At 47.3% G+C, this 21,432-nt stretch carries 19 protein-coding genes; 3 read left to right on the forward strand and 16 right to left on the reverse strand.

Annotated features, from left to right (window positions below):
- Nucleotides 1–54: 54 nt before the first annotated feature.
- The 4 genes from KD145_RS11655 to KD145_RS11670 all read right to left on the reverse strand — a co-directional run bounded on the left by KD145_RS11655 (nt 55) and on the right by KD145_RS11670 (nt 6,109).
- Nucleotides 55–1,008, reverse strand: a complete 954-nt coding sequence (locus KD145_RS11655) for a hypothetical protein (RefSeq protein WP_212006053.1) — start codon at nt 1,006–1,008, stop codon at nt 55–57.
- 243 nt (nt 1,009–1,251) lie between these two features.
- Complete coding sequence (locus tag KD145_RS11660) at nt 1,252–2,466, reverse strand: PepSY domain-containing protein (protein WP_212006054.1); 1,215 nt, start codon at nt 2,464–2,466, stop codon at nt 1,252–1,254.
- Nucleotides 2,467–2,474: 8 nt separating this feature from the next.
- Nucleotides 2,475–3,716 (reverse strand): DUF4374 domain-containing protein, encoded by a 1,242-nt coding sequence (locus tag KD145_RS11665; RefSeq protein WP_212006055.1) that lies wholly within the window; start codon nt 3,714–3,716, stop codon nt 2,475–2,477.
- A gap of 26 nt (nt 3,717–3,742) precedes the next feature.
- A complete protein-coding gene (locus KD145_RS11670) occupies nt 3,743–6,109 on the reverse strand; it encodes a TonB-dependent receptor (RefSeq protein ID WP_212006056.1) in 2,367 nt (788 codons plus the stop codon).
- A gap of 372 nt (nt 6,110–6,481) precedes the next feature.
- Between KD145_RS11670 and KD145_RS11675 the strand changes: the two genes are divergently transcribed.
- The gene (locus tag KD145_RS11675; protein ID WP_374223520.1) at nt 6,482–7,390 is read left to right on the forward strand and encodes an NAD(P)-dependent oxidoreductase; all 909 of its coding nucleotides are present in this window, start codon (nt 6,482–6,484) and stop codon (nt 7,388–7,390) included.
- Between the two features lie 48 nt (nt 7,391–7,438).
- On the opposite strand, the gene KD145_RS11680 is transcribed toward KD145_RS11675, so the two are convergent.
- The 4 genes from KD145_RS11680 to KD145_RS11695 all read right to left on the reverse strand — a co-directional run bounded on the left by KD145_RS11680 (nt 7,439) and on the right by KD145_RS11695 (nt 10,956).
- Nucleotides 7,439–8,362, reverse strand: a complete 924-nt coding sequence (locus tag KD145_RS11680; RefSeq protein WP_212006058.1) for a leucine-rich repeat domain-containing protein — start codon at nt 8,360–8,362, stop codon at nt 7,439–7,441.
- Between the two features lie 186 nt (nt 8,363–8,548).
- Complete coding sequence (locus KD145_RS11685; RefSeq protein ID WP_212006059.1) at nt 8,549–9,469, reverse strand: substrate-binding domain-containing protein; 921 nt, start codon at nt 9,467–9,469, stop codon at nt 8,549–8,551.
- Nucleotides 9,470–9,473: 4 nt separating this feature from the next.
- A complete protein-coding gene (locus KD145_RS11690; RefSeq protein ID WP_212006060.1) occupies nt 9,474–9,938 on the reverse strand; it encodes a DsrE family protein in 465 nt (154 codons plus the stop codon).
- Between the two features lie 10 nt (nt 9,939–9,948).
- The gene (locus tag KD145_RS11695) at nt 9,949–10,956 is read right to left on the reverse strand and encodes a c-type cytochrome (protein WP_212006061.1); all 1,008 of its coding nucleotides are present in this window, start codon (nt 10,954–10,956) and stop codon (nt 9,949–9,951) included.
- Nucleotides 10,957–11,139: 183 nt separating this feature from the next.
- Between KD145_RS11695 and KD145_RS11700 the strand changes: the two genes are divergently transcribed.
- Nucleotides 11,140–11,853 (forward strand): 2OG-Fe(II) oxygenase, encoded by a 714-nt coding sequence (locus KD145_RS11700; RefSeq protein WP_212006062.1) that lies wholly within the window; start codon nt 11,140–11,142, stop codon nt 11,851–11,853.
- Nucleotides 11,853–12,122, forward strand: a complete 270-nt coding sequence (locus KD145_RS11705; RefSeq protein WP_249219801.1) for an Ada metal-binding domain-containing protein — start codon at nt 11,853–11,855, stop codon at nt 12,120–12,122. Before KD145_RS11700 ends, KD145_RS11705 begins: the two co-directional genes overlap by 1 nt.
- On the opposite strand, the gene KD145_RS11710 is transcribed toward KD145_RS11705, so the two are convergent.
- From KD145_RS11710 to KD145_RS11745, 8 genes are all read right to left on the reverse strand, one after another.
- The gene (locus KD145_RS11710; protein ID WP_212006063.1) at nt 12,119–13,237 is read right to left on the reverse strand and encodes an ABC transporter permease; all 1,119 of its coding nucleotides are present in this window, start codon (nt 13,235–13,237) and stop codon (nt 12,119–12,121) included. The two genes, KD145_RS11705 and KD145_RS11710, sit on opposite strands and share 4 nt — an antisense overlap.
- The gene (locus KD145_RS11715) at nt 13,234–14,340 is read right to left on the reverse strand and encodes an ABC transporter permease (RefSeq protein WP_212006064.1); all 1,107 of its coding nucleotides are present in this window, start codon (nt 14,338–14,340) and stop codon (nt 13,234–13,236) included. The genes KD145_RS11710 and KD145_RS11715 overlap by 4 nt, the downstream gene beginning before the upstream one ends.
- A 9-nt stretch (nt 14,341–14,349) precedes the next feature.
- Nucleotides 14,350–15,093, reverse strand: coding sequence for an ABC transporter ATP-binding protein (locus KD145_RS11720; protein ID WP_212006065.1), 744 nt, complete (start codon nt 15,091–15,093; stop codon nt 14,350–14,352).
- Entirely contained in the window at nt 15,068–16,033 is a 966-nt protein-coding gene (locus tag KD145_RS11725) for an ABC transporter ATP-binding protein (RefSeq protein ID WP_212006066.1), read from the reverse strand. The genes KD145_RS11720 and KD145_RS11725 overlap by 26 nt, the downstream gene beginning before the upstream one ends.
- 4 nt (nt 16,034–16,037) lie before the next feature.
- Nucleotides 16,038–16,982: an HlyD family secretion protein gene (locus tag KD145_RS11730; RefSeq protein ID WP_212006067.1), complete on the reverse strand. Its 945-nt coding sequence runs from the start codon at nt 16,980–16,982 to the stop codon at nt 16,038–16,040.
- A gap of 14 nt (nt 16,983–16,996) precedes the next feature.
- Nucleotides 16,997–18,265 (reverse strand): TolC family protein, encoded by a 1,269-nt coding sequence (locus tag KD145_RS11735; RefSeq protein WP_249219802.1) that lies wholly within the window; start codon nt 18,263–18,265, stop codon nt 16,997–16,999.
- 68 nt (nt 18,266–18,333) lie between these two features.
- Nucleotides 18,334–18,948, reverse strand: a complete 615-nt coding sequence (locus tag KD145_RS11740; protein ID WP_212006068.1) for a TetR/AcrR family transcriptional regulator — start codon at nt 18,946–18,948, stop codon at nt 18,334–18,336.
- Nucleotides 18,949–19,168: 220 nt separating this feature from the next.
- Entirely contained in the window at nt 19,169–21,334 is a 2,166-nt protein-coding gene (locus KD145_RS11745) for an outer membrane beta-barrel protein (protein WP_212006069.1), read from the reverse strand.
- Between the last annotated feature and the right edge of the window lie 98 nt (nt 21,335–21,432).

Here is a 21,432-nt window from a genome sequence, read left to right on the forward strand (position 1 = left end):
CCGGTCATACAAGATGACCGGGTGTTTTTTTGGAAGACCATCACATTTTTGGTATCAGGCTGTTACTTCGGCCTGTGCTGGTTTCATTTGTTTGGCAGTTACAAATGATGCCATTTTAGGGATCATGTGACCTAAACAAACGCCTATATTAAACGCAGCTGTAAAATTCTGTGCTTCTGTTTTAACATTTCCATTTGCATCCTGCCCGTTTACGTCATCATCAAAATGACCTTCCCTGTCTGTAATACCGGACATAAAAACAAAGGGAGCATCGCATAACAGCCTGATAACGCCGTGCGTTGTTTCCACGGAACCTACCGGTAATGTATTGCCTGTATCGGCCAGGGCTTTCAGGCCGCTCTGGTCGGAGGTTTGGTAATCGGCGTAGTTAGTGATATTAACAACGCTGAGGCCTATATAATCTTTATCAGACATGACTTCTATATTGGCAGAAGGATGGAGATAAGGCTTCAGTAACCGGGATTCGATAGCATTGACAGTAGCATTGTCCATCAGCTTGAAAAAGTCGGGGGATACAGCGGAATAGAGTACTTTTTCAAAGTCTTTGGGATCGTCCCACTGGCTTTGGATATTTTCTCCGTTAGGATGAAAATTGTGAATGAAGATATTGCTGCCCATCACCACACAACCGTTGTTGTTTCCGCCATCCAGGCCCAGGGCGGCGGTTCCGAGTGCAACGACCAGGTCCGGGGTTTCCTGTCTGTAATTGAGCACCTTAGGCAGACAGACGTGTTTGCCTTGTGAGCTGGAAGGATTCCATTGACTGTCCATGATATCCTGTATACACCAAAGTTCTATGGTCACCTGCGGAAAGCAGTCCCAGATAGCGCGTGGTTGCGGAGAACCGGGTAAGAAAGTCCAGGGATAATTTAAATGAGTAGGATTGGGCAGCCCGCTCGGCCGCATTCTGATGTTTAATAATGCATTCAGAATGGGTTCTACTTCCCATGATTTGTTACCGATTAACAGGATTCGTTTCATGCTCATAATGTTGAGGTTTTAAAAATGATTAAAAGATTGGAAATTGGTTTGATACTATGGAACAAGCCCGTTCTCATACTGGGGTTGATGGGTTCTGTCAGGAATAGTGTTGAATATGGTAAATAAGATATGCAGTTGTTATAACAGCCGGAAGATAGAAAAGGTTGCAGCTGTTGTATAAAAAGAAAGGCCCGGCATAAGCCGGACCTGTTTCTGTATGGTTATAAGCCGGAAACCGGTGTTGCTGTTCTATTCAATGGCCGCTTTGGCGGCTGTCTTTTTAGCATAGGTCTGCTGTGGCTTTTTCTTCTTCCGTCCCCACCATATCAGGAAACCCGTCACAGGTAAGGTAGCGCCAATAAGGCTGGCGAAAAAAGCCATGAACTTGCCCGGCAGCCCCAGGATACTGCCCACATGGATATCATAGTTCATGCGTCGCAGTTTGGTACCAAAACCGGCTTCTTCAAACCGTGCCGCATATACGTTGTCTTCTTTCAGCTCCTCCAGCGTATGCCGGTCAAATACATAGCGCACATTGTTGTAATACTGACCTTTACTCGGATATACGTTGATGGTGATCACCGATGCCGCTTTGGCCGTATCCGGAAAACTCATATAAAAACCCGTGGAACGTGGATTACTGCTCGTTACCCGCTGCCATACCATATCCATCGACTCCGCCATCGTGAATTTATTATGCGCCGACTGCGTAGAATCAGATTTCATCTCTGTATAAGCAGGCAGAGACCGGCCTCCCGAGGTAGCCCAATACAATCCATTGCTCCACCATTCCAGCCCCCATACCATACCGGTAACGCCTATAGCAAATAATACAAGCAGCGCATAAAATCCCAGCACATTGTGCAGGTCGTAGTTGACCCGCTTGAAACTGGCGCCCCACTTGATTTTAAAGCTCTGTTCCCTGGTGGTTTTATTCCATTTCTTCGGCCACCACAGCACCATACCGGTTACCAGCGTGATCACAAATATCAGTGTGCTGTAGTTCACGATGGGCCTGCCGATCTTATAGGGCATCCAGAGAAACCGGTGTCCGTTCAGTATCCAGCGGAAAAAGTCCACGTCTCCTTCCTGGCGGGTGACTTTACTGATTACCTCGCCGGTGTAGGGATTCAGCTTGAGGGTGGAACCGCTGCGTCGCGCTCCTACATTCACTTCCACCACCTTGCCTTCACGATAGATCGCATAAGCCGCTTGTTTGTCAGGATATTCCCGTGAAGCAACCTCCAGTATTTTAGAGGGTTGAATTACCGGCCTGTCCTGTTTGGCGATGACGGTTTTAGGTTCCAGCCAACCGGTGATTTCTTCATTAAACACCCAGATACAACCTGTCAGGCAAACGATGATCAGGACGATACCTGAAATAAGCCCCAGCCACAAATGCAGCCAGGCCGAGATACGGTAAAACAAAGACCGTCCGTTTTTCTTTTTCTGCTTATTTTTCATACCGCTGATTAGTAGATCATTTTGGTGATGGAAGTGATGGTGCCGCCTTCTACTTTTAATCCACGTGTAGCCGTTGCCGTTACCATATCAATCTTGTAAATCCAGTTGCCCGAAGGTGTGTTCAAACCGATATATCCGGTTTTGCCATCATCTGATAAAGTGTTGTTGTTATAAGGGGCAGAAGTGCTGATGATTTCCTGCGGAGCGCCCTTCATCCATTCAAATGACTGGTTGACAACATCTACCATGGCCATTTTCAGCTTACCGCTTAATGCCCCGGGTGTATCATACAACATCAGCAACATTTTATTATTACCCAGGTACAGCTGTGATGCAATATGATGTCCACCGGATTTTTCCTGCACATTAAAGAAATAGGTTTGATCGAATTCAGTAGTGCCATGTGGTACTTTGATAATAGCAGACGGATTTTGGGAAGTAGGTTTGGAACTGTTTTTAGCAGCTGCCGGAGAATAAGCGTATACATCTCCGTTTTCTGTGACAGCCAGCCCGTTGTTAAAATAGTTGCCGATAAAGCTGGTCCTGTTGTCGCGGATCACTTTCTCCAGGTTCAGGTCCGGATAAGAGAAGACAGCGATCCAGCTGCTATCGGGGTAGGCGGTACCAAAAGCATCGCCACAGCAACCTTTGATACTCATATACGGTGCAAATACTTTATTGCCTACCTGCGTGGCCCAGGTAAAATGCGCCCGTTCTCCATTGGCGGCCAGTTTCACAATGTTGATCTGTTTTTCGCCGTTCACGCTCGATTTCAGGGCATCGATACGATAGCAGGATGCATTCTCATTACCGCTGCGGGGCACTTTCATCAGCAGCAGTTCATCATTAACCTTGGTGAGTACCTGCACGGTCTCTGCCTGGAAAAACCGGGTCAGCACCAGTTTGCCAGCCTGGGTAAGACGATAGGTCGTCACATCCCCGGGATTGCCCTGTCCGTATAAAAGGCTGAAGAACCTTCCTTTATGGGTGAGATAATAACGATAAGACCCATCCTGTTCTTTACCATTACCACTGGTAGAAACAGATCCACTGCTGATATCATCTGCAGTGAGCAGATAGTCGGCAATACCGGTTGTTCCTACAGGCGTAGCCGTTATAATATATTTTGTCAATCCTTTGGGTTCGTATTCCTGGAAATCTTCCGTGCTCAGTGTGTTCTCCTTATCGCAGGAAGACATTCCCAAAGTAATACTGGCTGCAAGGAATAAAAGTCTGCTGATCTTCTTCATAATTATTTATTTAACCGCTATCCTTATTATTTACTGAAAAAATATCTCACCTTGGCATAAAAGGCTCTTCCCGGCTTTTGCAGGGTGAAGTTGTCGTATAGCCTGTTATCCACCAGGTTTTTGCATTCTACTGACACGTTGTATTTTCCATTAGCCAGACTGTATACCAGGTTCACATCCTGGCAGAACTGCCGGGGGATCTCCAGTTTCTCATCTCCCTGGCTGGGCCATGACAGATAATAAGCATGCACATACAGTAAGTTATATCCCAGCGAGAGGGTATTGCCTTTTTTCAACACATTCTTAAAGAACAGGGAAGCATCGGCATTACCAAAGAGATAAGGCATATTGGGAATACGGTCACGGTACAACGGACTTTGTTCTTTCTGTCCGTCTTCAAAGCGGGTATTGTTGCGCAGGTTCTGATAGGTCATGTTAACGCCGGCAGTGAACAGCTGTTTGTAGGAGTAACGGATTTCACCGTCAAAGCCCAGGTTAGTCACATCTGCCAGGTTGCCATTCGTTTGTTTAGTCTGGTTGGGGTTCAACATAGGCCGGATGAAGTCTTTGGCGTTGCGGTACAGTACATTACCATCAAAGCTGAAACGATGTACCTCCTGAATATGTGTCTGATAACTGATGCCCAGGTTGAAGTTATCGCTGCTCTCCGGCTTCAGGTCCACATTACCTTCCAGGTTGATCAGATCACCAAACAGCTCTTCAGTTTCCGGCAGGCGGTAACTTTTTTCATAGGAACCTTTTATCTGCAATGAAGGTTTGATAAAATACGTAGAGGCGATACCGTAGCCCTGTTTGCTGAAGCTGGTTTCCTGGTTTTTGTAGGCTACATCGCCCCAGTTACCGCTGGGGTTATAGCTTTGGGAATATTTATTCTTCTGAGAATAATTTTTGACGAATACAGAAGTATTCCATTTTTCGCTGTAATCAAATTTATAACCGAGGCCCAGGATGTTTTTTCTTACTTTTTTAGGCTGATCATATTTTTCATCATTGGGGAACAGCTCATCCTTACCCGAACGGCTAAACGTATTGTATACATTGTTCAGGATAAAGGAATGCCTGTCATTGAGGCGGTAGCTGAGGTTGGCGGTACCAAGGCCATTGTTGTTACGGAATTTGTACATGGAGCGTTCTCTTTCACTGCCGGCGCCGGAATATTGTTTATACTGCTGAAACCAGTTGTAGCGACGGTATACCGTATCAATATTTTGTTCGTAGCCGAAGTTGTAGTTACCGGTGAGACTGAAATCCAGTCCTTTCACAAACAGGTCTTTCACCTGGTATTTCAGGCTGGGCATTACGATGCTGCCTCTGCGGTGCCAGTCACCGAAAACGCTAACCATACGGGCGCCGGTCTGTATTTCTGCATAGTTCTGGCCCAGGGTGATGCCCACCAGCAGCTTATCTGCATACTTTTTTCCTACTACACCTACATTGGCAATCACCGTTTCATTATGATAGGTATCATGGAAACGCCGGATATGTTGTTTGGGATAATAATCACCGGTATTGATATCGGCTACATTCACCCATACTTTATAGTTGTTGTCGGAGTAATTCTGAAAAGCGTTCAGCTGAATGGTAAAGCCGGATTTGGCAGTATAACCGGCATTCAGGGCAGAGCGGTGTGTATTAAAGGAGCCGAAGGAATACGATGCGTCTACATACGTGCGACGGCTGTTGTTGGTGACGATATTGATAGCACCGCCGAGTGCATCAGCGCCCAGCCAGATGGGCACTACGCCTTTATACACTTCTACTCTTTCAGCGAGGTTGATGGGAATATTATTGAGCTGGAAAGAAGAGCCGAAATTATCCATGGGCACGCCGTCCAGGAAAAACTTCACCTGTTTGCCGATGAATCCGTTGAGGGAGAAGTTCATCCGGGAGCCGAGGCCGCCGGTTTCACGAACCCTTACGCCGGAAACGCGGTCCAGTGCATGTGAGAGGTCGAGTGTGGAGTTGTATAATTTCCTGGCATCGATGGCTGTCACATTAAAAGCCTGTCTGTTTACTTCCTGGCTGGCAGTACGGCCGATCACGGAAACAGTATTAATTTCACTGATGGCGGTTTGCAGGCTGACATTGAGTTTCAGCTGTTCTCCTGCTTTCAGGGTAAAGACCTGTTGCTGGCTTTTATAGCCTACGGCAGATATCAGCAGGATATGTTTACCGGGATGGATATTTTTAAAATGATAAAAACCTTCGTCGTTGGTGATGGCATAAGCCGCACTATGCTGCAGTTTAAGGGAAGCGCCCGGCACCGGAGTGCCGGAGGCATCTTTCAGCTGGCCGCTAATGCTGCTCTGCGCATATAGGAATAGGGATAGGATACTCAAAATACCTGTCAGTAATATCTTTTTTATGTGCATTGTTTATATATATTATTTCATTTCAGTTTGCTGCCTGGGTATGGGCAATACAGTATCGGGCAGGAATCCCCACCATGTCCACCAACGATACATTCACGATTTCATCAGTAACCGGCGTCGCTACAGTGCCGGAGAGAAATGTACAATACTATTATAGGTAATATCTGCCTGCAAAAATATCCACGACAAAACGAAATCATTTTCGATATCAGGAAAAATAAACGGGGATTTTTTTTCCGCATTGCGCAGATAACAGAAAAGTACAGGTGATAACGCGATGGGACATACGAAGCAACACAACCCACCCGGAAAAAAAATTCCGTATCTGAACATTTTCGCCGTTATTGTTTATGGTACTACATCGACAGACCTTTGTGTCATTCCAAAAAATCAAATGATATCACTATGACAACAAGCACAATAAAAGCCGTTACGTTGATAGGTTTGGGAGCTATGGGCCAGGCGCTGGCTCAGGCTTTATTACAACAGGGATTTAAAGTAACCGTATGGAACCGCAATGCCGCTAAAGCTGCACCATTGCAGGCAGCAGGTGCCATCGTGGCCGCCACGGCACAGGAAGCTGTCAGTGCCAGTCCTGTGGTGATCACCTGCATTACAGATTATCATATCAGCCGCAGCATCATGCATACACAGGCCGTGGCGGCAGCCTTAAAAAGTAAAACATGGATAGAACTGAGCTCTGGCACACCTAAAGAAGCCCGGGATCAGGAAGCATGGGCCAAGGCAAATGACATCCACTATCTGGATGGCGCCATACTCGCCACTCCCGACCAGATAGGCCGCCCCAACACATCGCTATTCGTATCCGGCAGCAAAACAGCCTATGATAACAGCGAAGCTCCGCTCAAAGCCATAGCTGGCGCTTTGCAGTATATGGGTGAAGATTCCGGAGCTGCTTCCACCTGGGACATGGGCTTCCTCGCCGTCCTCTTTGGAGCCATGAGTGGTTTCTTCCACGGTGGTAGAGTATTTGAAGCAGAAGGACTGACGATAGGTGCACTGGGCAACATGATACCACTGATAGCACCGGCATTGGGAGAGATGTTAAAACATCAGGGAGATACCATCCAGTCGGGCAGCTACAACGTTCCTTATAGCTCGCTGGATCTCTGTGCCGGCAGCATAGACCTCTTTATCAAACATGCAGAAGAAGCAGGCATCTCATCAGAAGTTCCTTCTTCCATCAAAAAAATATTCAAAAGGGCACAAGATGCAGGTTATGGCGGAGAACAAGTAGCGGCTGCCTACAAAACCTATTAAAAAACAAAGCGGACATGCTTACCGGCATGTCCGCTTTGATTGTATCCTTTAAGCTTTACGCGATATCTCCAGCAATGGATGATGGCCATCCGGTTCAAAACGGATTTTCTCAAACCCCTCCTCTGTAAATTTTGTTTTCACATCTTCTATATAAGTGGTCCATGCCTTGCCACTGTTCATAATACGGAACCATTGCAGACTATTAATCTGCATCAGATGACTCAGATGTTCGAGTTTAGGGCAATCGGAGATATCCAGGCGCTCCAGTCCTGAGAGATGTTCCAGCCCTTCGAGCGATGTTAGTTTTTTATTCCATTTAATTTCGACATCGCGGAGCTGTTCATATCCTTTCAGTCCTTTGAAGCTTTCGTGTCTGCCTTCCATCCATCCGGCGAAGTGAAAAGTAGCGGCGCCGGCCTGGTTGAGTGTTTCCACGGTATCTGCTTTATGAAGAAACAGGTTTTGTGTATGCTGGCATTTACCAACTTCGGAAAGGTTCAGCTTTTTATTACCGAGGGTAATGACGAGGGTATTGGTGAGCCCGGGAAAGCTGTCTGCATAAAAGTCAGACATCACTCTGCCGAGGTCCAGTGTTTTAATATATGGCAGTACCAGTGTCTTATTCCAGTTGACTTTGGCTTTGTTATCGCTCAGCACGCCCACCTGCAGGGCTTCGAGGCTGTCCGGCAGGTCTTCGGCCTTCAGGTGTGGTACAAACCAGGAAGGAATGATCAGTGTTTTGAGGTTGGGCAAAGTGGCCACCACAGGCGGGACTGTGGTTGTGCCGGAATCATCGGGCCATAGTTCAAGAAAATCGATGTCTGCCAGCAGACTTTCTTCCACCACTCCCCAGGCCAGTCCTCTGTCTTGATATCCTTTAAACTTCTCTTTTTCCGCTGTATGTAGTGTTTGTCCCATAAGCCAGCGGGGTGTGCCCGAAGGAATAATTTTGCCGGTGTAACTGATAGACATTCCTGATTTATTTATAATGAATATGATGCTGAGCCATCCTGGCAGCGTTTGACCGGGGCAAGTACTACGTCTAATATAAGAAATCCTGACCAGGATTGATGGCCCCGGCCGCAATTTAATATCCATATATAAAAAGAGACCGCCCCGAAAGGCGGTCTCTTTCCATTAGGATCACTATCGTTGTTATCAATCCGGTTTCTCTACACTAAAACCGTACTTCCGGTATATTTTTTTGGCGGTATCGCTGGTCAGGAAGTCCATAAAATCGGCTGCAGCCTGCTGATGTGGTGCGTTTTTGAGCTGTCCTGCCATATACGTGGCCGTTATATTGTGCTGATCGGGTATAGTTATCAGTGATATGGGATGACCGATCATTTGCTGGTAATAGGCCTCAGAATACCATACCGGTGCAGCATCGCTCTGATGGTATAAGATACGCATCGGTGTCTGGCGGTGATGGATCTGGGTAAGGAAAGTAGTACCATCTTTCACCTTTTTCTCCATGATCTGTTGTTTCAGCTGTTCACCGCCTGCTTTCACATAGGCTTCTTCTATCCGTTTGCCGATGCCTTCCCAGGCAGGATTAGGCATACTCACTCTTACGCCGGGCCGGGCCAGATCCTTCAGGCTGTGCACTTTGGCCGGATTATTTGCAGGTACCATCAATGCCAGTTTGTTGTATGCATAAGTAACAGTTTTGCTGAAATGATCAGCCATACCGGTGATGCGTGTTTTACCGGCGGTATATACGTCCGGTTTCAGGGTGATGCGCATATTACCGATGGTGAGTGAACCACCCTCTATCTGCTGCGCCAGAATGCCCGGTGGCAGCGTTTCTGCAAACACCCGCTGATAAGCAGGAAACTGTTGTTTAAAGGCTTCCAGCAACTCATCAATGCACATAAACTGATTACCCGCAAAAAACACCACCAGCTGCGGATCGTTGATATCACCGTACAGATCGGGCACATTATCCACACCGGGCACGGTAAACATCACCTTGCTCTGCGGCGGTTTGTTCCAGGGCGGATCAAAACGATAGTCCTGTGCACTGGCCGCTCCGGGGATGCCTGCGAGCAACAGGGCGGAAAAAAATAATCTTCTCATGGTTTTACGGTTTAACAACAGACCAGCCTTCAGCCTGACGGATGATCAACTCTCCATTACCACTAGGTACCAGGGCCACAAAATCATAGAGCTGTTCCAGCGGAATCTTTCTTTCTTCCAGGGTATTACGACACTGTGCTACAATCACGCCCCTACCGATCAGCGCTTTCAGGGCTTCTTCATATTCACTGCCTTTCAGCAAAGCATCGGTACCCTGTGAAAAAGCCACCAGCTCTATTTGCAGCTTGCCTTTCAGGCGTGGATCATTCAATGCATTATTAATATTACGGATCGCTTTCTGAATCACCTTGGGATCGTTTTTGTCCAGTTGATAGATAGCGTTGTATTGCCTTTGTTTGGCTACGGCGCCGGTGAATGCGTGGTTTTTCTGCAGCTGAGCTTCGGTGGTTTGTGCATGGCCTGCCTGCATCATAAACATCATCAGTGGAATTGCCAGGAGCTTCTTCATATATGAGTTTTTATTTTGTGATATTTTGTAGTCTTCGTTGTTCATCCTTTATCGGCTGAAAAGGACCAAATTTATGTTGTGCTTCTGAAAAAGTGTCTGCATATGGTTTGAAAGGAAAATCGACCGGCTTTTTAGCGACCAGCTGCCAGTCTTTATCCTGGTTCAGATGTGGGCGTGGCCGGCTGTTGACAAAGGCCGCCACATCCCATGCTTCTTCTTCTGTGAGCTGAGGCTCGTGATAGTCTGTACCAAAAGGCATGTTGTTATATACGAAGCCGGCGAAATTACTTAAGCGGTAAAGGCCGGCGCCATCATTATAACTATGCGGCCCCCATAAAGGCGGATAGCTGTAGCCCGCTCCCAGCGGATTCGGTTGTCCTTCTCCGTTTTTGCCGTGGCAGCTGCTGCATTTACTGTTGTACACCAGCATACCTCCGTTGGGATCGGCGCCTCTCTCGAGATATTTTATTTTCATGATACTGGTGCCATTCGGTTTGGTGCCTTTAGGTACTTCCTCACCGAGCCATTTGATATAAGCATAGATCGCCTGCATCTCCCGGCTGCCGGTATCCGGTGCATGTCCGTTAAGGCTTCTTTCAAAACAATCCGTTACCCGGTCGTAGATGGTTTGTATACCATTGTTGCGGGCACGGAACAATGGATACGTGGCATATACCTTGCCGAAATTATTGCCGTAAGGCACTGTCCCTGCCTGCAGATGGCAGTTCTGGCAGTTCATACCATTACTGATTTGAGCGACGGAACCTTGCGGCCCCAGATAATGGGCGGTGTTGGCAATAAGGTCGTGGCCATATTGTATGAGGCGACCACTGTCCGTGGAGGTGGGTATCTGCAGGCTGCTCCAGCCTCTCCACACATCTTCCTGCCGGTGGGTACTAAGCCAGACAGAAAAAGCCGCATCCTCTTTTTTCTTCTGCCGGTAGGCACTGATACTTTCCTTTGCCACCACAAGCCCCGTGGTGGCGAATAATAAAACGGGAATCCAGTCTGTTTTCATAACTATCGTTGTTTCCGTATTCGATGGCTCAAAGATAATATCGGCCTTACTGGGATTATAATCACCAATAATTATGAGCGATAACCGGAAGTTATAACCATCATAACACTGCCAAAAAAGTAGCAAGAAACGGGTTGACGGCAGAAAGTCCTCATTGTACTTTTGTTATCAAATACATGTGATATGGACAATATTATCAGCAGGCTGGAGCAGCAGGACTGGCGCACCATCGCCGAATCTCTTCATGACAAAGGTTTTTCTATCGTTGAAAATATATTATCAGCTGAAGAATGCAAACAGCTTATCAGCAACTACACCTCTCCCGACATCTACCGCAAAACCATCTCCATGGAGCGGTACCGCTTTGGCAGCGGCGAATATAAGTATTTTAAATATCCGCTGTCATCACTGATCACCGCTATCCGGCAAACCGTATACAGCTATATTGCGCCGATAGCCAATAAATGGATGGAAGTGCTACAGATAGACAAAACCTTTCCTGCCACTCACGAAACACTGCTGCAGCAATGCAAGGCTGCCGGCCAGGACAAGCCCACCATCCTCATTCTGAAATACGGCCCTGGTGGTTTTAACACCTTGCACCAGGACCTCTATGGAGATATCTTCTTTCCCATGCAGATCGTTTTGTTTCTCAATGAACCGGATGAAGACTATAGCGGCGGCGAGTTTGTGCTCACAGAACAAATTCCGAGGGCGCAGTCCAAAGCCACTGTGCTAAAGCCACGCCGGGGAGACATGCTCATTTTCACCACCAACTTCCGCCCGACAAAAGGCAGCAAAGGTTATTACAGAGTGAATATGAAACATGGGGTGAGTGAGGTAACTAACGGTAACAGGCATACGCTGGGGATTATTTTTCATGATGCACTGAGCTGATGACAATGTTTTACCATACAGCTCTGGGCGCAACACCATTCGCCCGCAACCGCAGGATCTGTCAGCTCCGGCAGGCCGGACTATTACAACTGGGAGGCAACAGGAAACTGAAAATATACGGGCTTCTCACCTGTAAATCCGGCAAAAGGATGCTGACAGACAACCGGGTGTTCTTCTCCGGCGAAGCAGAGGCGCAGGCCCATGGCTACCGTCCCTGCGGACATTGTATGCCTGAAAAATATAAACAATGGAAAGCAGGACAGGGTTAACTGGTTTTCCGGTAATTGAGGATGGCCCATCCGTTGAGCACCACAGCGAATATCACCAGATACAGGAATTCTGCCTGCACATCTGCAAACCCGCTGCCTTTCAGGATAATCATCCGCACTACTTTCACGAAATGTGTCAACGGCGTAAAAAAAGCGATCGTTCTGGCCCAGACCGGCATACTATCTACCGCTGTAAACAATCCACTCATCAATACAAAAATCATCACAAAAAAGAATGCTACAAACATAGCCTGCAACTGGCTATTGGTATAGGTAGACACCAGGAGGCCAAAGCCCAGCATAGCCACCAGATACACCCCTGCAAAAAGATACAGCAATGCAAAACTGCCTACCGGCCAGATTCCGTAAACGATCCTGGCCACCGTCAACGCCAGTGTAAAAAGAACAATGCCCACTACCCAGAAAGGAATCATCTTTCCCAGGATAAACTGCCACTTCTTTATTGGTGTTACATTGATCTGTTCTATGGTCCCGCTTTCCTTCTCCCGCACAATATTCAATGCCGTCAGAAAACCGGCTATTAATGTCAGCATTAATACCATCACCGCCGGAACAATATAAAAACGATACTCTGCCAAAGGATTATACCAGTTGGAATACGTGATGCCAATATTACTATTGTTTTGTAAGGCATTATTGCCGCTTTCATTGATACGAATGTTCTGGTTGAAATCAGCAATAACTGTCATGAGATAACTGCCGCCCAGCGCCGCTTTGGTGCCATTGATTGCATCTATCGACACGCCTACTTTCTGCATACCTTCCCGCACCAGATTGCGTTCAAATCCTGGTGGCACCTCCAGCACTACATCCGCCTTTTCCGTTTCTATATATTGCAAAGCCTCTCCATATGAGGCTGTCGCTGCCACAATCCTGAAATAACCTGATGCACCGATTTTGTTGATCAGCTGCTGGGAATAAGTGCTATGATCATGATCAACCACGGCCACATTCACATTCTTCACATCAAAGTTCATCGCCAGCGGCAGAATGATCAGCTGCACCGTAGGCATCACCAGCATCATGGCCAGAATGGTCTTGTCACGGAAAATCAGCCTGAACTCTTTTTTCAGAATAAAACGCAGCACCCTCATGACAACCGGGTTTTAAAGTTCTTTAATGCAATCGTCAGCGCCACCAATGCCATGCCCAACAGCACCAGTGTTTCCTTCCAGATATAACGCAGGCCCAGTCCCTTCAGCATCACCGCCTTGATGATCAGAAAGTACCATCTGGCAGGGATCACATTGGAAATCATCTGAAAGATCCAAGGCATATTCTCCAAGGGGAACATAAATCCTGTAAAGATGATCGTCGGCAACATCATGCCCATCATCGACAACAGCAGGGCCGTCTGCTGGGAACTGGTCGTATTGGAGATCATCAACCCGATAGACAAACACGTGATGATAAACAGCATACTTTCCATAAACAACAACAATATGCTGCCCTTGATAGCTACATTGAGCACAAACACGGCCAGCACCACGATCAGGGTAAAATTAGCCAGCGACAACACCAGATAAGGCACCGCCTTGGCCAGCAGCACCAGCAAGGGTTTGAAGGGAGATACCAACAGTATTTCCATAGTTCCCTGCTCCTTTTCCCGCACTACCGCCACAGATGTGAGCGCCGTACATACAATCATCAGCACCAGTGCCATCACACCCGGAATAAAATTCAGCGACCCATTTCCTTCTTCATTATACAACATCCGTTGCTCAGGTATAATTTTGTACGGCAACCCCGGCGAAGCACTGATCTCCTGCTGATAACCGGCGAGGATGGAAGTAATATAATTGACCACTGTTTTGGCGGTATTGGGATCTGAGCCATCTGTAATGATCTGCACCTGCGCGTTGCCCACATGCTGCAGGTCATTACCAAAGCCTTCCGGAAATATCAGCGCACATTTGGCTGATCCGTTTCTGAAGGTGGTGGCAATATCCTTGTAGTTGATATGGGATTCATTAACGATAAAGTAGGAAGAAGATTTTATTTTATGGATGATCTGTGTGCTGTTGACATCCCGGGCATTATCAATAACCGTGAGGGTGATATTTTTCACTTCACTGGTGAGTGCAAACCCGAAAAGCACGATCTGTACTACCGGCAGGCCAAACATGATCAGCAGGGTACGTCTGTCCCTGAACACATGAAAAAACTCTTTCCTGATAAATACCAAAAGCTGTTTCATAATATAATTTTAGTCGGCTGACCTTTGGGCGCCTCTGGCCAGCTGGTAAAACACTTCATCCATAGAGTCCGCTTTATACTTCTCCTTCAGGCTGGACGGCGTGTCCAGCGCTTCCACTTTGCCATCCACCATGATGGTGATCCGGTTACAATATTCAGCCTCGTCCATATAATGCGTAGTCACAAATACAGTGATGCCACTGGCAGCTGCTTCATAAATCATATCCCAGAACTGACGGCGGGTAATAGGGTCCACGCCGCCGGTAGGCTCATCCAGGAATACAATATGAGGATTGTGGAAGATGGCCACCGAAAAAGCCAGTTTCTGTTTCCATCCTAACGGTAAGGCGCCTACGAGTTTTTTGGCTTCATTGGTCAGCCCCAGTTTTTGTACCAGCTGATCACTGCGTTTACGTATATCCGATGACGATAGGCCGTATACGCCGCCGAAAAATTCAATATTCTCTACTACGGTCAGGTTTTCATAAAGAGAAAACTTCTGACTCATATAGCCGATATTTCTTTTGATGGACTCCTGCTGTTTGTATACGTCAAAACCGGCTACAGTAGCCTTTCCGGAAGTGGGGTACGACAATCCGCAGAGTATACGCATGGCCGTGGTTTTACCGGCGCCGTTAGCACCGAGGAAACCGAATATCTCTCCTTTATGCACATCAAAAGTGATGTGGTCTACCGCAGTAAAGTGGCCAAACTGTTTGGTCAGGTCTTTACATATGATTACCTTTTCGTCCATCGCTGCTGTTTTTTTCTGAAAGATTTTTTTCCTGCATGAGGCGGATGAAGCTATCTTCAATAGATGGGCTGATCTCTTTTATTTCCACCTGCCGGTGCCCCTGCTGTTCCAGGCGCTGTTGCAGCCCCGTGGTGTCTGCAGCACTATCCCTGAAAGTAACATGGACGTACTCTCCGAAAGCATAACAGCTGTCTATAGCCTGTTCTTCCCGGAGTGCTGTCAGCAAACGGTAGATGTCTGCTGCTTTTATTGCATACAGCTGTACCGGGAATGTTCTGATAATAGTCTCCGGTGTGTCCACAGACATGATCTTTCCACTCTGGATCAGCGCAATCCGTTCGCATAACACCGCTTCGTCCATATAAGGTGTAGACACCACAATAGTAATGCCCTGCTGTTTCAGCGTCCGCAGCATGTCCCAGAACTCCTTACGCGATACAGCATCTACTCCGGTGGTAGGTTCATCCAGAAACAATACCTCCGGTTTATGGATCAGCGCGCAACACAAGGCCAGCTTCTGTTTCATCCCACCCGACAATCTGCCGGCTCTACGGTCACTGAATGGTTTGATCTGTTCGTATATGTCTTTGATCATACTATAATTTGCATCGATAGTAGTACCAAAGAGGGTGGCAAAAAAATGTAGATTCTCCGACACGGTGAGGTCCTGGTACAGGGAAAATTTTCCCGGCATATAACCCACACAACGACGGATGGCTTTATAATCTTTTATACAATCATATCCTTTCACGCTGGCCTTGCCCTTATCCGGCAGCAGCAAGGTGGTCAGTATCCGGAACATGGATGTTTTACCGGCACCATCGGGTCCTATCAGTCCAAACAGTTCACCATCCTTCACTTCCAGGGATACGTCGTCTACCGCCAGCACCTTGCCGGCATCATACGTCTTGGTAATATGTTCCAGGGTAACCGGATTCATAACATCAGGGTTTATGGATCAGCATTTCGCCATACATGCCTATTTTGAGGTAACCATCATTCTTCACCCTTACCTTGATCGCATATACGAGATTGGCCCTTTCATTTTTTGTCTGAATGGTTTTAGGCGTGAATTCCGACTTGTCCGATATCCAGGTAATGGTGCCCGGATAGTATTTGTAGTCCTTTTTTCCCTGATCGATGCGCACCTCCACGTTCTGGCCCAGTTTGATATTGGGGAGTGTGACACCAGTAACATACGCCTTCAGGTTGAGCGTATCAATATTAGCGATCTTATAAAGTGGTTTGCCAACGCCGGTCACTTCTCCCCTCAACGCATAACGCGACAGCACCACGCCATTAATAGGATTAACGATCTGTCCTTTGCGGACCTGCTCTGAATACTGCTCCAGCGATTTCTCCAGGGGCGCCTGTTCACTGAGGATAGAGCGGTTTTGGGTAGCGGTGTTGGAATTATTCAGTCTGATCTGCTGGCGGGTGACATTCAGTTGTTTTTCGAGCTGCTCAATCAATGCGTTGATATCATCGAGTTGTTTTTGTGTGGCAGCATCGCTTTTCACCAGGTTCTCCGTTCTTTTCCGTTCGCGGTATTGCTGTTGCAGCTGTGCTTCCTGCACTATCAGCTGCCGTTCTACCAGCATGGTTTGTGGTTGCGGGTTACTGGTTTTTTCTTTCAGTGCGCGGATGGAGGCCTGTACCTGTTCTTTTTGCAGCGTAGGGATAGTGACATCGATCTGGCCTACTACCTGGCCTGCGCTGAGTTTATCGCCTTCGTTAACGGAGAAGGCCAGCAGTTCACCATTCTGCTGTGCAGACACGATCACTTCATCTGCCTCGAAATTGCCGGAGGCATCGTATCCTGGTCCGCTGTTACCGCAGGCACTTGTCAGCAGTGTTGCGGCCAGTGCTAATATTAAAGCGTGTTTCATATTGAATACGTTCATCAGTTACCGGAAGTGTTTTTATAGTTATACTGTGCCTGCAGCCATTGCAGCTGGTGCAGGATACGGGACTGTTTCGCGAGATTTTCCGCATTGAGCTGGGAGATATATTCATGAACGGTAATGACACCGTTGTCCAGCTGCGCCTGTGCTGATTTACGCACCGATGAGCGCAGGCGGATGGCATCGTCATCCTGTTCCATCAACGCGACGTACTTGTCGATATCCTGCTGTTGCTGCTGCATGGTGAGAGTGGTGTTAAACAGGAAGGTTTGTTTGTTCACCTCCAGCATACGGCGGTTGATTTCCATCAGCTGCCGGTTGTTCTTCAGTGAATAGAGGCTGCCCAATGACCAGTTGAGCCGCACACCTCCCATCCACCAGGCACCGAAGTTATTTTCCACGATGTTCAGCGTAGGTCTTCCATAAGCTCCCTGCAGAAAAGCAGACAAACGAGGCAGATAAGCAGATTTCAACTGCCGCTCCTGTACGTCGTACGTTTTTTTCTGGAAGTCGTATAAAGCCAGTTCGGGACGGTTGATATTTTGCTGAGGACTGGCTGACGCCGGAGCACTCAATACAGTACTATCATTTAGCGGTTGGTTGATGAAGGTGGACAACATTTTCAGATAGGCTTTACGGTTAGCCCTGAATTCAGTGGTCATCATATCGGCATTTACAATTTCTGCCAGCAGCTCGTCTACATTGCTCCTATAGGCGACACCGTTAGCCAGGGCTGCTTTCATTTTGTCGGCAGCGGTCTGCAGATCTGCCTTGCGGAGGGCATTCTGCTGCAGCTGAGCATCCATCAGCAGAATGGAAAAATACAGCTGGGTCACTCTTTCCCGCACGGCGTACAGGTTCACTTCCAGGTTCTGCTGCTGCACTTTTTCGTTGGCCCTGCTGGCTTCCTGCTGCAATTTCGTTACCCCGCCATCATAGATCTGCTGCGTTACTTCGGCCTGTACTTTATACTGATCCTTGCTCAGCACCGGTGGGTGAAGACCGGGAATCGGTGGAAACACATCCGAAAAGTTGATCACCTGCGACTGATAACTGGCCTGCCCTGTAACCGTGAGCTGTGGCAGGTATAACTTTCCTGCGTTGGCAACTGTATACTGATTGGTGCGGGCTATCAGATCATACTGCCGGATGAGCGGATAATTATCCCTCGCCAGCGTATAACATCTTTCAATCGTCAGCGCTGCTTCCTGCGCTTTCAACTGCCCGCCCAACATCATGATACAACAAAGCATGTTTAATACTTTCATGATGCAACAATGAGTTTGAATTATTGTTTTAAAAACTTGTTCAATACAGGGTCAAAAAAAACCGGGTATTACCCCAGCATTCCCTTCAGCCAAAGCGGAATAAGTGTCCTTCTTTCATTCATCAATGCTCTGAACTCCTCGTTTTTCACCAATTCATTACGCTCTAGCAGCGGCTTAGCAAGAAATGGCATCACTACCATCCCAATCACATTCATCATTATATGCACCGGATGTACTTTCAGTCTGCCCTTCTCCTGCATCTCAAACAACTGCCGGAATAAGTGCGATTTAAACAACACATGCTGCTGCGCTGCGCGTGAAAACATATCTTCGCCTGCAATGATCTCATTCACCAGGAACAGCGGAAAATCAGGATTCTCCAGCAACAGGTCGATATAATAATTCACCGCTTTACTAACCTTTTCCAGCACGCTCAGCTGTTCATCATTAAAAACACCCGCGATCTCAAAAACCAGTTTCTGCACAGCTTCCGCCATCACCACCTCAAACAGCTTCTCCTTACTGCGGAAATAATAATTCACCAGCGAAAGGTTAATGTCTGCTTCCGCAGCTATATCCCGCACCTTGGTAGCAGCATAGCCCTTTTTGGTGAATACGATACGGGCTGCCGCCAATATCTTTTCCTCCGTGCTCGTGTCCTTTTCTTTCTTTCCGGTTGCCATAATTCCACGTTTTAAAAATGAAGTTAAGGAAAAAAATAAAAAATTGAACAACTTTTTAAAACACTTGTTCAACTGTGATAAATACTGATACCTCTGATGCTCCTGATAAATGTAGATGCATGCGATTAACTGGATAAGAATAATTAAAATTAATTTCCGTCTATTCTTCGCTTATATCTTCGTCTATCAGGAGCATCAGAGGTATCAGTATTTATCACAGTTACAGGCGATGTCTTTCCTCATCACTCCCCGTATTCCTCACTTCGCGCTTGCGGGATGATTGGCCCAGTTTATAAGTCAGGGTAAGGCGAACATTGCGATTCACCTGGAAGTGTGTGAAAGTTTGTTTGATATTACCATAGGTATAATGAACTACGCTGGCACTGGAGCGAAGCAGGTCGGCAGCATTGAGGGCAATGCTCAAACGTTTCTGCAGGCACAGGGTTTTTAGGCCCAGGTCTACATTATAATAGGCGTCTGATTTTCCATTATGATCTATTTCAGGGAACTGATACCAGCCATTCACGGCAACTTGCCAGGTTTTATCACTATTGAGGGAGATATTATTGTTGGTAGACAGATACATGCCCAGTCCTTTCACATCGGCGATATAAGGGTGGGATGAATTAGCTGCTGTATTATAAGCTGTCAGCTGATTGGTGCTTTCCAGCCAGGACCAGGGCTGCACGGTGGCGCTGGCCGACAGGCCATACCGGTAAATCTTCAGGAAGTTCACCGGCGTGGTAAATACAGTGTTATCATCTTCGGATGCAATGGTGATCCGGTTAAAGCCATTATTGGTGATATTCAGAAAAGCGGCTACTGTAAATCGTTGTTTCCAGCTGTGTGATAATTCAAAATTGCTGTTGTATTCCGGCTGCAGGTAAGGGTTTCCTTCCAGGTAACTATACGCCGTAGTCAGCGATTTATAAGGATTCAGATCCCAGAATACAGGACGGTTGATCCGTTTGCCAAAGGTAAAGGCCAGATGATTGTCAGTTGTATAGTTCCAGATAGCCGAGAAGGAAGGGAATAATTTCACATAGTCGTTCCTGTTGGTCTGGTCCTGGATATGGGAAATACCTTTGGTTTGAGTGGCCTCCATCCGCAGGCCGGCATTGAGTTTCCACTTGCCCATTTCTTTAGCGGCGCTGAGATACAATGCCTGTGTATTTTCCGTATAGTCGTATTCGTTGCTCAGCGCTTTGTTATAAATCAGCTGGTCTTTTATATTGTTATAGTAAAATACATTGCTGTAGTTGTCAATAAAGCTCAGCTTTCCGCCGAAGGCGTAATTTGCAAACCGGGTAGGCCATTGAAAATCCGCTTTCAGGGTGTAAATATTGATCGCTTGTTTGTTGGTATCAAAATAACGGGTGACACCGTCCAGAAGTAGCTCTCCGTAAGGGTTATAGCGCCGGCTTTCAAAATCAGATTGATCGGTACGATAGTAGTTGAAATAGTCTGCATCTATTGACATTTGCCGGCCGACGGAATCGAAGCGGGTAACAAGATGCACATTCAAACCGTTGCTCCAGGCCACGGGCTTATAGGTGGCGTATGTTTTCAATACAGAATCCGGCAGATGGCCTGTACTATAGAGCGGGTTGTTCACATGATCATCGCCGATATAGGCGGTGCGGCTGCCGTTGTAATTAAAGCCGATGGTTGTTTTCTGACTGATTTTATAATCTGTGCCTAATACCAGGTTGAGGTTGCGCACCTTGTAGTTGCCTGTATCCGTTTGTGTCCAGTAGCGCCGCGGATAAGACAGATCTATACCGAAGCCTTCGAGGAAACGACCATGGTCGTAATTGAGGTTACCATACCAGGACCATTTGCTGGTATTATAGCTGAAGTTTCCACCGGCTGTAACGGTACCATAGTTGGAAACACCATACAGTGGTTTGCCGCCGTAGTCAGCACGTTTCAGGCCTGCCTGTACTTCTCCGCTGAAGCCCTGGTTTCTGTCACGCCGTGTGACGATATTGATCAGACCGGCATTACCATCTGCGTCATAAGCAGCAGAAGGGTTGGTGATCACTTCCACCCGGGCGATCTCTCCGGCCGACATGGACTTGAGATAACGTTGCAGGTCTTCCCCCGTCAGTGGTACCATACGACCATTCACCATCACTTTCATAGCACCTCTGCCCGCAAGGCCGATCATATTATCCGTCACCCGCAGTCCCGGTACCCGACCCAGCACTTCCAGCCCATTGGCGCCGGCAGCGCTGACGCTGCTACTGACATTATAGATAATACGGTCTGCTTTCCGCTCCACCAGGGCTTTCTGCTGCACCACCGAAATTTCAGATAACTGCCTCACAGCAGGCGGAGGCACGCTATCCGGCCGGGGCTGCTGCGCACGGGCAGTACCAGTCATTAATAAACAGGGAACGATAAAGTGTGAAAAGGACAATAAACGATGAAGATGGCACATGGTTTCAATAGTGGTTGTTAAGAAAGCGGTGGCTAAAGATA

This window comes from Chitinophaga sp. HK235 (genome assembly GCF_018255755.1).
Taxonomy (GTDB): domain Bacteria; phylum Bacteroidota; class Bacteroidia; order Chitinophagales; family Chitinophagaceae; genus Chitinophaga.

Coding starts and splice junctions, on each gene's coding strand:
- KD145_RS11740 (WP_212006068.1), bottom strand. CDS start 18,948: ATGGCAACCGGAAAGAAAGAAAAGGACACGAGCACGGAGGAAAAGATA.
- KD145_RS11655 (WP_212006053.1), bottom strand. CDS start 1,008: ATGAGCATGAAACGAATCCTGTTAATCGGTAACAAATCATGGGAAGTA.
- KD145_RS11700 (WP_212006062.1), top strand. CDS start 11,140: ATGGACAATATTATCAGCAGGCTGGAGCAGCAGGACTGGCGCACCATC.
- KD145_RS11730 (WP_212006067.1), bottom strand. CDS start 16,982: ATGAAACACGCTTTAATATTAGCACTGGCCGCAACACTGCTGACAAGT.
- KD145_RS11715 (WP_212006064.1), bottom strand. CDS start 14,340: ATGAAACAGCTTTTGGTATTTATCAGGAAAGAGTTTTTTCATGTGTTC.
- KD145_RS11705 (WP_249219801.1), top strand. CDS start 11,853: ATGACAATGTTTTACCATACAGCTCTGGGCGCAACACCATTCGCCCGC.
- KD145_RS11680 (WP_212006058.1), bottom strand. CDS start 8,362: ATGTCTATCAGTTACACCGGCAAAATTATTCCTTCGGGCACACCCCGC.
- KD145_RS11720 (WP_212006065.1), bottom strand. CDS start 15,093: ATGGACGAAAAGGTAATCATATGTAAAGACCTGACCAAACAGTTTGGC.
- KD145_RS11665 (WP_212006055.1), bottom strand. CDS start 3,716: ATGAAGAAGATCAGCAGACTTTTATTCCTTGCAGCCAGTATTACTTTG.
- KD145_RS11670 (WP_212006056.1), bottom strand. CDS start 6,109: ATGCACATAAAAAAGATATTACTGACAGGTATTTTGAGTATCCTATCC.
- KD145_RS11695 (WP_212006061.1), bottom strand. CDS start 10,956: ATGAAAACAGACTGGATTCCCGTTTTATTATTCGCCACCACGGGGCTT.
- KD145_RS11745 (WP_212006069.1), bottom strand. CDS start 21,334: ATGACTGGTACTGCCCGTGCGCAGCAGCCCCGGCCGGATAGCGTGCCT.
- KD145_RS11690 (WP_212006060.1), bottom strand. CDS start 9,938: ATGAAGAAGCTCCTGGCAATTCCACTGATGATGTTTATGATGCAGGCA.
- KD145_RS11710 (WP_212006063.1), bottom strand. CDS start 13,237: ATGAGGGTGCTGCGTTTTATTCTGAAAAAAGAGTTCAGGCTGATTTTC.
- KD145_RS11685 (WP_212006059.1), bottom strand. CDS start 9,469: ATGAGAAGATTATTTTTTTCCGCCCTGTTGCTCGCAGGCATCCCCGGA.
- KD145_RS11725 (WP_212006066.1), bottom strand. CDS start 16,033: ATGAATCCGGTTACCCTGGAACATATTACCAAGACGTATGATGCCGGC.
- KD145_RS11735 (WP_249219802.1), bottom strand. CDS start 18,265: ATGAAAGTATTAAACATGCTTTGTTGTATCATGATGTTGGGCGGGCAG.
- KD145_RS11660 (WP_212006054.1), bottom strand. CDS start 2,466: ATGAAAAATAAGCAGAAAAAGAAAAACGGACGGTCTTTGTTTTACCGT.